Consider the following 14,668-nt stretch of genomic DNA (forward strand, 5'->3'; position numbering starts at 1 on the left):
CCGCCCGGATCCGAAATGGGCAAAATGGACTCTGATTAAAGTAATGCTTTACGGGATAACGCACCCAAAGGTAGTGCTCCTGTCTGACCCGGCCGCCTCCGTTGTGGCGGCCGTCCTGCAAAGTGTTAAGACTTAATGGCGAAATAAGGCAGTGCGACCTGCCTGCCGTTGATCACCACCGAAACAAAGCCTTCCGGTTTGCTGGTGTCGACCTGATCGGCGGAGAGCGGCCGGGATGCCATCAGCAGATCGCCCTGCTCGTTCGCGCCCACGCCCGCTTTGCCGTTGTGCAGGCTGAAGCGCTGCGGCGCGCGTTTGGTGGCATCGCCCGCAGGTGGATTGGATTTTTCCATGCGGGCGTTAATCCGCGCGCAGCGGCCGGTGACAAAGCGATCTTTACCGTTGGTTTTCACCAGCACGCCGGCCGATGGCGTCCAGCCAGCCAGTTTGACGAAGATTCGGACATCGGTGTCATGCTCGGCCACATAACGAACATCAATAACCGGCGAGCTGCCCTCTGCTGACCAGCTCGCTTCTGAGCGATCTTTCTTGCGCTGCACATGGATGACCGCGCGGCCGCCGGTGGTCTTGTCCCCGATCAGATTCATCAGTGGCTTGTCGCCGCTGCCGTTGCTGAACTGCGACTGACCGAAGATTTCGATCTCCCATGAATCCCCCACCGTCGGAGAATAGAGCGAGCCGAGATCGAACCAGGTCTCCTGATTGGTGTTGTTCTCCAGCCGCCAGCGCGACGTGAGGTAGTTATATTTCAGGCTGCCATCCAGCGCGACGCCCCAGGATTCCACGCGGGTTGAGCCCATCTCCCAGATGCTGAGCAGACGCTCGCCCTGCATGGAGTTGTCGATCCAGCTGCCGGACTGCAGGCTGGTCTGCCGCATGTTCAGACGGGTGTTATGGGCGATCAGCGGATTCTTACAATCCTCCAGGCTCAGCGCATCGACGATCCACTGACCGTTGGAGAGATCGCCCGGATTATCGCAATGCTCAATCCAGCCGTTGTGAATAATCGACTGGCCGCAGCGTGGCAGGTTCAGGACTTTACCGCCGCGACAGTGCTGCGCGTTGAAGTTGGACAGCTCGATCGCCGTGCTGTGGTCCCATTTGCCCTGCTTCTGACCTGACCAGCCCGACTTGATAACATCGCCGCTGCAGCGTGAGGCGTACCACTGGTCGATCTTACAGTCGAGGGTGTCCTGCAGGCTGATGGCGGTGCCGCCGACGGCGTTAAAGCGCAGGCAGGCCCCGCGGAAATATTGTCCGCCAGGGCAGGTGTTGTGGAAAAAGCCCTGCTGGTTTGGACTTTTATCGCTGTTGCCGTTGAAAATCAGGTTCGACAGCTCAACACGACGGGCATTCATCTGGAAGACGAAATCGGACTTACCATCGGAGACGATCGTGGTCGCCGGGAAGTAACCGAAGTTCACCATCGCACCAGAGATGCGGAAGAAGTTGAGATACTTGTCGCCCAGGTTACAGGCGGAGACCATGAAGGTACCCGCCGGAAACTGGACACAGATCTGCTGGTTGGCCTGCTGCGACCACTGGAACATCGCCATAATGGCGGGCGCACAGTCGGTTTTACCGTCAGCAATCGCACCAAAATCGAACAGCGTCAGGCGGTTGAAATCGTCAACCACACGACGCCAGTAAAAGCCTTCACCGGAAAAGTTTACGCCGCCATCGTTCTGCGCGGTCTGGAAGCTGCCGACGAACTCACCGCCGCCAACCTCCCGCCCTTCGTGCCAGCTTTTCAGCTTCACCTTGGCGCCTTCAAACAGCGGACGGGTCTTGCGCAGCTCCGCCACAGAGGGGATCTCGCCAATCAGCTGATAGCCCGCAGGCTGTGCCAGACGCTGACTGAAATCTGCCGCGCCCGGACGGCTCACGTCGGTAATGTTAAACAGCGTCTGACCGTTGCTGTCCTCGACCGCCATGGAGTGCGAGGGGTCGGCAATCAGCGCAGCGTTGTCCTGGATAAACTGGGCAAAGTTGCCTTTATTCAGCGCGATAGGCTGGGCGATCTGCGACACTTTGCCGCTGGCATCACGCAGGTAAACCGGGATCTGATTACCCGGCTTGCTGGCATCCGCCCCGGCTTTACCGATCCAGAGTTTCCCTTCGAAGCCCTGCCAGAACTGGGGGGGCATAGCGTAGACGTTTTCCGGCGTCAGAATAGGGACGTCGCCTTTTGGCACATCCGTGGCGTCAACCGGCTTCAGGGCAATACCGTTACTTTTAGCCGCATAGCTGGAAAAGGTGCTCACGGAGAGAGCCCCCACCAGGGCGGAGGCGGCGGTCTGTAAAACTTCTCTTCTTTTCATGCATCAATTCCCGTAGTCAATAAGGCCAGTGGCCATGGCGGTGTCCCTGAGGCACGTCGCAAGTGAGCTTTTCCAGCTCCGGTTAAACCAGTGACAGCCAGCTTTGCCTGATCTGATTACCGTCGAATTTCAGCGCGGTTTGTTTGGTTTTTTCGCTCATGGCATAGAACAGCGCATCATCGCTGGCGAGCTGCTCCATTCGGGCCAGGAAGGTCGCTTTGTCATTCATCGGCACCAGGAAGCCATCTTCACCGTGGTTGATGATCTCCTGCGGGCCGGTCGGGCAGTCATACGCCACAACCGGCAGTGACCAGGATTTAGCCTCCAGCAGCACCAGCGGCAGGCCTTCATAGCGCGAGGTCATCAGCGCCATGTCGCTGTCGCGGTAGTAGTCATTGATGTTGCTGACCTTGCCGACAAACTTCACGCTGTCGGTGATGCCCAGCACGGCCGCCTGGTCGTGCAGCTGCTGACGCAGTTCGCCGTCACCGGCGATGACCAGCGTCCAGTCCGGATGGTTGCGGGCGAAGTCGCGCCAGATATCCAGCAGCAGATCAAAGCCCTTCTGATTATCCAGACGGCCTACCGCCAGCGCCTGGCGATGACGGGTCTGACGCGGATAGTTTTTGTAAACCACCGGATTGGGGATGGGCATGCTCGGAATGCGCCAGCGGCTGAACACCTGATGATCTTTTTCGGTCAGCACGATCACGCGGTCGTAGTAGCGCAGCAGCAGAAACTTAAGAAACCTGATCGGTTTGCTGAAGGAGTTAATGGCGATGTGTTCGCAGGCGTAGGCTTTGCCCCGCTTCTTCTTCATTGCCAGCAGGTTCCAGAAGGCGAACATCACGCTCAGGCGACCCATGCTGATCAGGAAGACGGTATCAAACCCCTCTCTGTTAATCCGGGTGACCGCGCTCTTAATCGGGTTGCTCTGCCCTTCAAAGCTGACAATCTCTCTGACATGTTCAAACGGATAGAAGGTTTTTCCGCTGCCTTCCAGCGAGTAGATGGTGACGTCGTGCGTTTCGCCAAGACACTCTGACATAAAGTTACAGATGTTTTCGGTGCCCGCATACGAATAAGCATCTTTGATCACCAGGACAATTTTTTTCATGAAACGCTATCCACCTCAAATTTTAAAGACAATCCTGCCGACGGGCTTAACGATGCTTAAGGGTAAACAGCACACCATTCACCATATACCAGGCGTAATAGTAATAGATTTTTAAAGGATTGTTTTTATAGATAATTCTTAATAATTCAAGGTGCCACTGGGCGGCTTTGTTCTTATTACGGGAAAGGGAATCACCTAATTCGTAATAGTTGACCAGAATCGTCTGAATTACGCGCGCCTGCTTATAGCGGGTGAATAATTCATACAAAAACAGGAAATCTTCATGGCCTTTGCGCTGGAAGAACAGCCCCTGCGGCGGACGGCGGAAACAGACCGAGGAGAAACAGACGCGATACTGTTTCTTCACAAAGTTTTCCTGCTGCAGATAGGGTTTGCCGTAGGTAATGTCGTGCTCGGCCTTGCGGGTTTTGTAGTGATACTCGGTGATCACGAAATCGTCGCCGGCAGCGATGGCGGCCACCTGCTGCGTCAGTTTGTCCGCATGCCACTCATCGTCGCTGTCCAGAAAGGCGATAATCTCTTCCGTGGCGGCACGCAGCCCGACATTGCGGGTCTCGGCGGCGCCCATGTTGACCGCGTTATCGAGAATAGTAATACGCGGGTCCTGACAATGTTCACGCACAAACTCCAGCGAATCATCGGTCGATTTATCATTCACCAGATAGAGGTGCCAGTCGGTATAGTGCTGATTGATCACCGACTGCACAGCGCGTAACACCGTCTGACGGGCATTATACATCGGCATGACAATGCCAACGGTTCCAACAGAAGTATTCATCTTCAACCCTGAATGTAATGAAATAGAGAGGGGCTCCTAGCTTCAGGAGCGAGGCGAGGCGCGCTGCGCGTCAGGAGATCGCTTTCTCACCGCCAAAACGCGCTTTGACCTTGTCGCGGACACGGTTCATGAAATAAGCACGGTTGTCTTTATTGGTGAGGAAGAAGTAGCGAGCAAAGCTCAGGCTGGCCATTAGCGATTTGCCATCCATCTTGTAGCGCAGCGGCAGCTTAAAGGCTTTGTAGGTGTGGATATCACGCGGGGTAAGATGCGGTTTCATAGCGTCGAGCCAGAACATCGAATACTTTACCGATTCGCCTTTGTGTTTCGAGCCAAATTTGGTGATCAGATGGTAGTTCGCCAGCGGCGCGGCGATCATCACAAATTCATAGCCCATGCGGTCGGCACGAATGCAGAAGTCATAATCCTGATGGCGGATATAACGGGTATCGAACTGAATCTTCGCCGCGTCTTCCCGCTTCAATACAATGGTGCTGGTCTGGATAAAGCCGTAGCAGCCAAACAGATATTCGGCGACGGTCTCATTTTTGCCCGGTGGCTGCATCGGCATCACCTTCAGGAAGGACCCATCCTGATAGATATTCACCTGGCTGAAAATAATGAAGTTCTGTTTGCCCTGGGCCTCCAGCCGGGCAATCTTTTCACTGACCTGCTGCAGTTTGTCGGCGGCCCACTCATCGTCGGCGTCAAGGAAGCTGACATAATCCCCGGTGGCCAGCTCAATGCCTTTGTTGCGCGCGCCCGCGCCGTTGAGTTTGACCTCAGAGAGCACCAGATTGATGTCGAGATCCTGATAGCGTTCGCTGCGAACCACCTCCGCCAGCGCCGCCGCATCCGCCGATTTGTCATCCACGATGATGACGTCGAAATTGCGATACGTCTGTGCTTTAACGCAATCCAGCGTCGTGACAATCGATTCTGACGCGTTATAAGCCGGAATTACGATGGAGAAACGAATGTCCTTCATTGCCAGCACCTCATTAAAATAGTTCAAAAATAGACCGTTCATCCGACAAGGGTCGATGAAAAACCGGTGTTCTGACCGATGGCCGGCCCGGCGTGACGCTTTTCACACCAGGCCGGTCATCGGGTTAATTAATGGATCAACCAAAACTCCCGCGCCACTTCATAACCGGTTACCGCCTGTTTGGTCGAAATGGTGTTGTAGTAGAGGTAATAGAGCAGGAAGAAGACCAGCATGCCAAACAGCACGGGCTTCCAGGATCGTCTGGCCTGGTAGATCAGCGAGGTCAGGATGATCGGCTCCACCTGCTGCAGGTAGTTGGAGAGACGCGAACCTGACGGGAAGTTGTAGAGGAAGATCCTGATCGCGCCGCCGATAGCAAAACTCAGAATCAGCAGGTAGTTAAGGCGATACTGCGCATAGTTTTCCCGCTTCAGCTCATCGGTCAGCATGAAATAGAAGAAGACAAAGACCAGCATGATGTTTTTCAGGTTCGACACGGCCAGGATGCTGCCACCCATGGCGTAGGAGGGGTCATTGTTATAGCCCGACGCCCTCTCCCCCAGCGAACCCAGATGCCCGGCGATCAGGGCAATAAAGCTCGATCCCCCCACCACGGACAGCGGCAGACTGGCAACGATGATAATGACCGGCCACCAGCGCCAGTCACGAATAAACAGGAATGGAATCAGCGTGACGACCATGACACCGGTGTTGTGGCTGGTGAACGAGAGAATAAAGAAGACGAACGCCCACCAGTAGTGCCTGAGATAGATCGACCACAATACGCCGAGGAACAGCGCAGAACTCAGGCCAAAGCGAATCTGGTTAATATCTTTGTTGATAAAGATGTGCGCCGAATAGAGCACCAGTGCCAGCACCGGATAGGGCGACATCTTTCTGAAAAAGTAAGTATTAATGGAAACCGCGATGGCGCAGAAGACAAACAGGAAGATGCTGGCATTATGCGAAATCAGGCTGGTCAGCCAGGCAGTCACAAAAATCAGCGGTTCGTAGCGGAAAAACGCCACGGTTTTGAAAAAGCCATTGATCTCGATACGACGGACAAAGTCTTCGAAGAAACTGCGGTACTGGAAGTCATCCATGCCGGTGCCGAGACCGCGGATCCCCCCGAAAATAATTAAAACAACGGCGGCAAAACAGAGCAGCCAGGTCAGAACATGATTTGTGCGTTCGTCTTTTTTAAGCGCGATTTCAAACAGTGAAAGCAGCAGTAAAAAACCTGATACATACCAATATGGAGCCATGGTGTGATTCCTTAATTCCACAAGTGCTCATGCCAGCAATAATCCCGCTTCGCCTTCCCGGCTGGCTTTTCAGCAAGCCTGTCAGCACGGTGACAATCGGTGTGCAGGCGATGCCATGCTGGTAATGAATTCTGTTGAGTGACGTTCGCCATGCGATGTATAGATTCATCGCTTATCTGGGTTGGACAGAATAACCTGTGTAAATTGTTGCGTGTCGTCATTCAGAGAGACGATAAAAAGGGGCGGTCAGACCGCCCCCTGTTTATTGCTCAGTAATCAGCTTTTCTCTGTCTTACCGTAGTCGTAGGCGTAGTAGTCGTAACCGTAGCCATACGCATTGGCGGCTTTACGCACCACGGCGTTGAGGATCACACCTTTAATCTCAATACCGTTCTGGGCGAAGCGTTTGAAGCTGACATCCACTTCTTTGGTGGTGTTGGCTTCGAAGCGCGCCACCATCAGCGAGGTACCCGCCAGCTTACCGATGATGGAGGCGTCGGTGACGGCCAGAATCGGTGGCGTATCGATTAATACCAGATCGTAGTTTTTGCTCGCCCAGTCCAGCAGCTCGCCCATGCGGCGGTGCATCAGCAGCTCAGACGGGTTAGGTGGCACCTGACCGCGTGGCAGGAAATCAAATCCGTAAACACCCTGCTGAATCAGCGCCGGGCTGAACTCAGTTTTGCCAGAGAGGACGTTTGACAGACCCGCTTTGTTCTCTGCGCCCAGCAGTTCGTGGGTGTAACCACGACGCATGTCGCCATCGATGAACAGGACGCGCTGACCGGCTTTCGCAATCAGGGTCGCCAGGTTGGCACAGATAAAGGTTTTACCAATACCCGGGCTGGCACCGGTGATCATCAGGATGTTGTTTTTGGCTTCCATCATCGCGAAGTGCAGGCTGGTACGCAGGCTACGAATCGCTTCGATGGAGAGGTCAGTCGGGTTACCCAGCGCCAGCAGTGTTTCATGCGGGTCGGTCTTCACCTTCGACTTGCTGGCACGGCGCGCCAGAGCCTCGGTATCTTTCTTACGCTGCCAGTCAGAGAGCGGCACGCTGGCATAGACGTTCATGCCCAGCTCTTCCAGCTGATCCGGGTTTTCGATGCCGTGATGCAGCAGGGCTTTCAGCAGCACCAGGCCCACTGACACGAACAGACCTGCAATCAGGCTTGCCGCGATGATCAGCAGTTTCTTCGGTGCAACCGGCGCATTAGCGGTCTGCGCGCTGTCGATGATGCGGACATCACCCACGGTGCTCGCCTTGCTGATGCCCAGCTCCTGCTGACGGTTCAGCAGCTGCATGTAGATCTCCTGACCGGACTGAACGTCACGGGTCAGACGCAGAATTTCCTGCTGAGTCTGTGGCATGGCCGAAATTTTCTTGTTCAGCTGCGCCTGCTCACCTTCCAGCGTTTTGCGTTTTTCCAGCAGCGCGCGGTAAGTCGGGTGATCTTTGGTAAACAGCTGAGAAACTTCGGCTTCACGGAAGGTCAGTTCGTTCAGCTGGCTCTGGACGCTGACAGAAGAGTCCAGTGCAGACTTCGCTTCCAGTGACAGGTCAACCGATTCGTTCTGACGACGGAAGGTGTTCAGCTTATCTTCCGCTTCATCCAGCTTGCTGCGCACGGCAGGCAGCTGAGTGCGTAAGAACTGCAGACTCTTCTCTGCCTGCTCTGATTTACGCTCAACGTTCTGCAGCAGATAGTTGTTCACGATCTGGTTCAGCACTTTGCTGATCTGATCCGGATCTTCACCCAGATACTCCAGACCCAGAACGCCGGTATCTTTACCTTTGTCTGCCACGGTCAGGTTAGAGAGCACAGAGCGGATAGCCTGCAGATCGTTCAGCTTGGTTACAGTGAAGCTGGTGCCTTCGTCAGCTTTGATGTCGCTGACCAGCATGCTGACGTCGCCGTGCGACTCCAGCTGACCTACTTTACCTTTGAACAGCTCATCACCATCTTTAGAAACGGTGTAGCTGTCCGGGCCGGTCACTTCCAGTTCAACGTTACGTTTGTCGATAGTGCGTGGGATTTCCAGGCGCGAAATCGCAATCGTGGCGGGCTTGTTACCCATCAGGCGGGAGAGACCCTTACCGATCACCGGGAAGTAGTTCTGCTCAACCACGGTATCCAGACCCAGATCGTCAACGGTTTTACCGATGACCATACGGGATTCCAGAATCTCGATCTCCGTATCTGACGCAGGCGTCGGGGGCAGAATGCTGTCAATTTCGTTCAGAACGGTACTGGCATTCTTCTGCTCAACCTGAACCAGCGCATCGGCGCTATAAATCGGTGTTGCAAAGAGTGTGTAGAGTGTTCCCGCCAGCATGAAAAAAGCGGTAACGGCAACAATGATCCAGCGATGATCAATTAGCTGTCCCACAAGATGCGCCAGATCCCATCCATTCGAATCCTCTCCCGGCGCGGTACTGACCTTATTTTTTATATTCATGGATAATCCCAACTATCGGCTTAATACGTTGACCCATTTCTGGGTAGCGTTTTCCAGTAACCCGTAAATCTCTTCAAAGGCCTCACGGCTCTTTCTGTACGGATCCGCAATTTCTTTTTGATTCAGCCAGTGTCCAAGCAGCATGGTTTTACCCCGTGCTGCCGGGTCGATGCGGTTCACCTGATCGATGTGCCGCTTCTCCATCACCAGAATCAGATCAACGTTGCGGCACATCTCTGCCGTCAACTGTTGCGCCTGATGTCCTTCCAGCGACAGACCCTGTGCCGCAGCGACCTCAGACGCCATTCTGTCGGCCGGGTGGCCAACCAGCGCCCCCAGGCCGGCCGAGCGGACATCTAAATCAGGCAACGCGCGTTTAAACATCCGCTCTCCGGTAGGAGAGCGACAGATGTTGCCGACGCAAACGACGAGCACGGACGTAATCATGGACGGACCTTATCTTCCCCAGGTACGGATACGCGATGCGGCCTGTGTCGCATCGTTGATACCGGCGATGGTTGGTATCAGTTGCGAAATCACACGGTTCCAGCGCGTCAGCGGCGTTGAGGTGACATAGACGATGTCATAAGGCTGAAGCTGGAAATCGGTTCCCATCACCATGGATGCCGCATCTTTGGTGTTCAACTGATAGATGTTGGCAATCTTGTTGCGATCGGTGCCGTGCAGTGGACGAATAACGAAGACACCGGTGGCGTCAGAGGTGGTCTGATCCATCCCCGCCGCATTGCCCAGGGCTTCCGCCAGCGTCATGCCACTGCGGTCCATTTTCAGGGTGGTCTGCTGTTTCACTTCACCCATCACGAAGATCTTCAGGTCATCGTTACGCGGAACGTAAAGGATATCGCCCGGATAGAGGAGGTGGTTCTGGCTCAGGTCGCCATTCTGCATCAGGGCCTGCAGCGAGATGCGCTGTTCGCGGCCGTTATGCGTCAGCACGACGTTACGCCAGTCCGCATCGGCGGCCAGGCCGCCTGCGGCGTTGATTGCATCCAGCACCGTCAACGGCACGTTGGTGATCGGCTGCTGACCTGAGGTCGTGACCGAACCGGTGACGTAGGTTTTCTGCGATTTAAAGGAGGCGATGCTGACATCGACCTGTGGGCTCTCAATGTACTGTGCCAGGCGACGCGCGATTTCGTTACGCACTTCACCCACGGTACGGCCCGCTACACGCACACGGCCAATGTAGGGATAGAAGATGGTGCCATCAGAGTGCACCCAGTTACCGGTGTCGCTGGCGCTACGGTACTGACCCGCTGGGGTCGTCAGTTCCGGGTGATCCCAGACGGTCACCGTCAGGACGTCGCCCACACCGATACGGTATTCGTAGTTCTGAATTTCGTTCTGCAGAGAAGGATTGGTCTGGGCCACCAGTGGCTTCGGACGCATCTTCTCAACCAGCGAAGGGGTTAACGGGAAGACGTTGACATATTTATCAATGTCAAAGTTACTATCCTGCTGCTCAACAACATTTTTTCCCGATGTAGAAAGATGCTGACCGGGTTCGATCGTACACCCGCTGAGGATTGTGGCGGATACCAGCAAGGGTATCAATTTCATTTTGATTGTAATCATTTAGATCTTCGCTATCAGTTATTTATTGATAGAGGCGAAACCGCCGCTGTGTAAGCGTCCAACAAAAAGTAAATCCTGGCTGACTTAAGCTCTGAACCTGTCGTTCATTATCCTTGCTCCACTTGTTATACGTCATAACCATCTGTCAGGGTCTACCCGAAACGCTACGCATCATATCGGACTCATGATGCGCGACGATATCCCTGATGATGGCCACGAACAACGACACGCCTGACAACGGCACAACCCCTCTGAGCGTGCGTTAACACGCTCCCGACTCACGATTAATAAGCACCGTCGCGTTTCAATACCACGCCCACTGTTTTGAACAGAATGGCGATGTCATTCCACAGCGACCAGTTTTTTACATACCACGAGTCGAAATAGACGCGGGTTTCATAGTCAACGTCATTACGACCGCTGACCTGCCACAATCCCGTCATGCCCGGCTTAGCCATCAGGTAATAATCAACATCGCCTGCATAACGACAGAGTTCATCTTCAATGACCGGACGCGGGCCGACCAGACTCATATCACCGCGCACCACGTTCCAGAGCTGAGGTAACTCATCGAGACTGGTTTTACGGATGAAATGGCCCACTTTAGTAATACGGGGATCATTTTTGAGTTTGAAATCTTTATCCCACTCCGCACGAGCAACCGGGTCAGTGCGCAGCACCTCTTCCAGCACCTCTTTGGAATTAATCACCATCGAGCGGAATTTCAGACATTTAAATTTGCGGCCATTCATACCAACACGTTCGTGACCATAAATCGGCGGTCCGCCATCACGGCCCACCAGGAAGCCCAGTACCAGCAGCGCCGGCATCAGCATCAGGATAATTGACAGTGCGCCCACGATATCGAACGTCCGCTTCAGGAAGCGCGAAGTTCGTTTTGCCAGGTTGTTCTGAACCCGCAGGATCATCACTTCGTGGCTGAAGATATAGGCCATGTCGGTGCCGTAGAGCGGCACGCCGCGCAGGGTCGGGATCACGGAAACAGAACGGCAGTTGTGCATCGCCAGCGACTTAAGCCACATGTCGCGATACTGGCTCTGCTCATACTCAACGGCCACAATAAACTGGGTTTCGCTGCTGGTCAGGCTCCAGAGCTCCTGCTCATCACGCAGCACCGGCACGCCGTTCATGATCTCCTGCGGACAGGTTCCGTCGACATCGTAGAAGGCGATAACGTCGAAACCCATCACCTCTTCGCTCTGCAGCGCCTGCCAGGCTTCGTGCGCGTTTTTGCTGCTGCCGATAATGATGGTCTGCTTTTTCCACAGGCCATTTTTATTCAGCAGACGTTTGGCCAGCGCGCGGCAGGTCGGAATTAAAATCAGTGCCAGTACCCAGGTCAGCAACCAGACGAAGCGCGACATCTGCCACTGGGACAGCGCGGTAATCGACAGGTCTATGACGGAAAATATCAGAATGGTACGAAAAACTTCTTTTAATTCGAACCAGAAAGGTTTGCGGTAAGTATAGTGACGAAGCCTTACCCAGAACCAGCCAATACAAATTACTGACAGACAAATGTGTGTAGCAATTTTTAAATGCAGTTCTTTTTCAGAAATATCTGCCAGAGGCGAATCTGACTGAACATTAATTAGCATCATCGCTATAAATAACGCTGCGTTGAAACAAATTAAATCTGAACAGGCCAGCATTAATTTGGTAATAAGACTTTTAAACGTAAATTCTGTATCGCGCATATTTAACTCTTTATTTTATTTCCTTTAACCCGCAACGGCTATCGCCTGTTTAATCGTTGAGCGATGTAACCTCTCAAGACTGAGCCGTTTCTGAGGGGAGCTCCTGCGGCGTTTACGCCAATGATCTTAACCATAAAACCAATAATATTGTGATGAATACCAACAGATTACTCTGACTTTAATCATCGCCAGCGCTGCTCATTTTATCAACGAAAAACGCGATTCAGGCACGCTACCGCCCTTGGCTGTCGCTGCCAATATCGCTGTCATCATTCATATTGCTCCCCAAAATGCGTCAGCGTTTCGGTAACGCATCATGCAGATGTTGAATGATGAATTACCTATTCGTGACATCACGGGTAAAGTCGAATCGCTACGCAAATTACGACTCTGGGGCAGAGTTTGCTAACTTGTTGCTATACTAGTTATTACTGGCTTGTTTACAAGCAGGTCCCGCCATCCCTGGACTATTTTAGGAAAAAGACTACCAGCAATTAGTATTGATGCCGGACAGAGAGTGCAATCCTTTCCGCACAATTCGGATTAATGCCATACCCGCGATAAGATAAATCGCATAAGCCCGGCAGGTGAATATCATCTTTCCGGTACAATCCGGCCCAGAATTATCTCTGTTCCCCTCTGCGGAATTAATCAAACCGTCACGCATTTATGGTCACATTTTGCACAATCGCGTGGTCCGGCCCGGCCACCTCTCCCCTGCCCTGCCATTTGTGCCCGGCCTGTCACTCCACTATCATCAGAGAAAACGCAATTTAAGACATTCAGGTGAATAAGAGATGCTGGAGGTAATTACCGATCCCTCGCTATGGGCGGGATTAGTAACGCTAATCGTTCTGGAACTGGTTTTAGGCATCGACAATCTGATTTTCATTGCCATCCTGGTTGAAAAGCTGCCGGGGCCGCTTCGCGACCGCGCGCGCGTCATCGGACTGCTGCTGGCGTTAGCGTGCCGGATCCTGCTGCTCGCTTCGCTTTCCTGGCTGGTTACGCTCAAGGAGCCCTGGATTACGCTGGCGAATCACCCCTTTAGTGCGCGCGATCTTCTGCTACTGTCAGGCGGGATTTTCCTGCTGTTCAAAGCCACGACGGAGTTAAATGCGCGGCTTGAGGGTCATGATGAGGCGTCCGGTCAACAAAAAGGCGGCGCTAAATTCTGGCCGGTGGTGGCGCAAATTGTGGTGCTGGATGCCATCTTCTCGCTGGATGCGGTGATCACGGCCGTGGGTATGGTCAACGATCTACCGGTCATGATGCTGGCGGTGACTATCGCGATTCTGCTGATGCTGCTCGCCAGTAAACCTTTAACCCGCTTTGTGAATAACCACCCCACCATTGTGATCCTCTGTCTGAGCTTCCTGCTGATGATAGGCTTCAGCCTGGTGGCGGAAGGGTTTGGTTTTGTGATCCCCAAAGGGTATCTCTACGCCGCGATTGGTTTCTCAGTGATCATTGAGGCGCTGAACCAGCTGGCGCACTTCAATCGCCGTCGGGTGCTGTCAGCAGGTCGTCCGCTCCGGCAGCGGACGGCGGAAGCGGTGTTGCGTATGCTGCGTGGCGCGGCAGAACCGGCAGAGCTGGATGCGAAAACCTCGTCACTGATTGCGGACAGCGATGCCAGCGTGCTGTTTAACCGCCAGGAACGGGTGATGATTGCCCGGGTGCTGGGTATGGGTCAGCGCCACGTCAACAGCATCATGACCTCACGTCACGATGTGGAGCATATCGACCTGAGTGACGATCCGGCTGAGATTATGGCCCGGCTGGATCGCAACCAGCACACGCGCATCCTGATCACCAATAACTCCAGCGAACCTCTGGGCGTGGTCCACGTTATCGATCTGCTGCATCAGTCACTGCATCATCATTCGCTCGACCTGCGCGCCCTTATCCGGCAGCCGCTGGTCTTTCCTGAACGGCTGACGCTGCTGCAGGCGCTGGAACAGTTCCGCCAGGCGCATACGCACTTTGCGTTTGTGGTCGATGAGTTTGGTTCGGTAGAAGGCGTCGTGACCCTGAGCGATGTGATGGAGACCATCGCCGGAAATCTGCCGAATGAGGCGGGTGAAATTGATGCCCGTTACGATATTCAGATTCAGGGCGAAGGTCACTGGATTGCCAACGGCCATATGCCGCTGGAGGATCTGGCGCTCTATGTGAAGTTGCCGCTGGATGAGCAGCGCGACTACCACACGCTGGCCGGGTTACTGATGGACAGGCTGCAGCACGTTCCGCAGGAAGGCGAAGTGCTGCAGCTGGAGGGCTATCAGCTGCGTACCCTGCAGGTCGAGAATCATCGGGTACAGAAGGTCGAGATCCTGCAGCAGCCCGATAGGGAGTAGGACGTCCAGGGCGCTGTGTCTTT

General features: G+C 54.0%; 10 protein-coding genes. 1 reads left to right on the top strand and 9 read right to left on the bottom strand.

What is annotated here, in order from left to right; translation table 11 throughout:
• Positions 1–125: 125 nt before the first annotated feature.
• The 9 genes from ACR6AS_RS08205 to wbaP all read right to left on the bottom strand — a co-directional run bounded on the left by ACR6AS_RS08205 (position 126) and on the right by wbaP (position 12,285).
• Entirely contained in the window at positions 126–2,342 is a 2,217-nt protein-coding gene (locus ACR6AS_RS08205; protein WP_293771773.1) for a phage tailspike protein, read from the bottom strand.
• Between the two features lie 82 nt (positions 2,343–2,424).
• Positions 2,425–3,459, bottom strand: a complete 1,035-nt coding sequence (locus tag ACR6AS_RS08210; protein ID WP_367395628.1) for a glycosyltransferase family 4 protein — start codon at positions 3,457–3,459, stop codon at positions 2,425–2,427.
• Positions 3,460–3,505: 46 nt separating this feature from the next.
• On the bottom strand, positions 3,506–4,258 hold the full coding sequence (locus ACR6AS_RS08215) for a glycosyltransferase family 2 protein (protein ID WP_010670978.1): 753 nt from the start codon (positions 4,256–4,258) through the stop codon (positions 3,506–3,508).
• Positions 4,259–4,328: 70 nt separating this feature from the next.
• Positions 4,329–5,246: a glycosyltransferase family 2 protein gene (locus ACR6AS_RS08220; RefSeq protein WP_367395630.1), complete on the bottom strand. Its 918-nt coding sequence runs from the start codon at positions 5,244–5,246 to the stop codon at positions 4,329–4,331.
• A gap of 128 nt (positions 5,247–5,374) precedes the next feature.
• The gene (locus ACR6AS_RS08225) at positions 5,375–6,511 is read right to left on the bottom strand and encodes an EpsG family protein (protein WP_111139196.1); all 1,137 of its coding nucleotides are present in this window, start codon (positions 6,509–6,511) and stop codon (positions 5,375–5,377) included.
• Between the two features lie 276 nt (positions 6,512–6,787).
• Positions 6,788–8,971, bottom strand: a complete 2,184-nt coding sequence (gene wzc, locus ACR6AS_RS08230; protein ID WP_111139208.1) for a tyrosine-protein kinase Wzc — start codon at positions 8,969–8,971, stop codon at positions 6,788–6,790.
• A 12-nt stretch (positions 8,972–8,983) separates the two neighbouring features.
• A complete protein-coding gene (locus ACR6AS_RS08235) occupies positions 8,984–9,418 on the bottom strand; it encodes an arsenate reductase/protein-tyrosine-phosphatase family protein (protein ID WP_111139195.1) in 435 nt (144 codons plus the stop codon).
• A 9-nt stretch (positions 9,419–9,427) separates the two neighbouring features.
• Positions 9,428–10,567: a polysaccharide export protein gene (locus ACR6AS_RS08240; protein WP_111139194.1), complete on the bottom strand. Its 1,140-nt coding sequence runs from the start codon at positions 10,565–10,567 to the stop codon at positions 9,428–9,430.
• 284 nt (positions 10,568–10,851) lie between these two features.
• Entirely contained in the window at positions 10,852–12,285 is a 1,434-nt protein-coding gene (wbaP, locus tag ACR6AS_RS08245) for an undecaprenyl-phosphate galactose phosphotransferase WbaP (RefSeq protein ID WP_111139193.1), read from the bottom strand.
• Between the two features lie 797 nt (positions 12,286–13,082).
• On the opposite strand from wbaP, the gene ACR6AS_RS08250 reads away from it, so the two are divergent.
• Entirely contained in the window at positions 13,083–14,645 is a 1,563-nt protein-coding gene (locus ACR6AS_RS08250) for a TerC family protein (RefSeq protein ID WP_111139192.1), read from the top strand.
• Positions 14,646–14,668: the final 23 nt, after the last annotated feature.

The sequence above is a fragment of the Pantoea phosphatilytica genome (assembly GCF_051025615.1).
Lineage (GTDB): Bacteria > Pseudomonadota > Gammaproteobacteria > Enterobacterales > Enterobacteriaceae > Pantoea.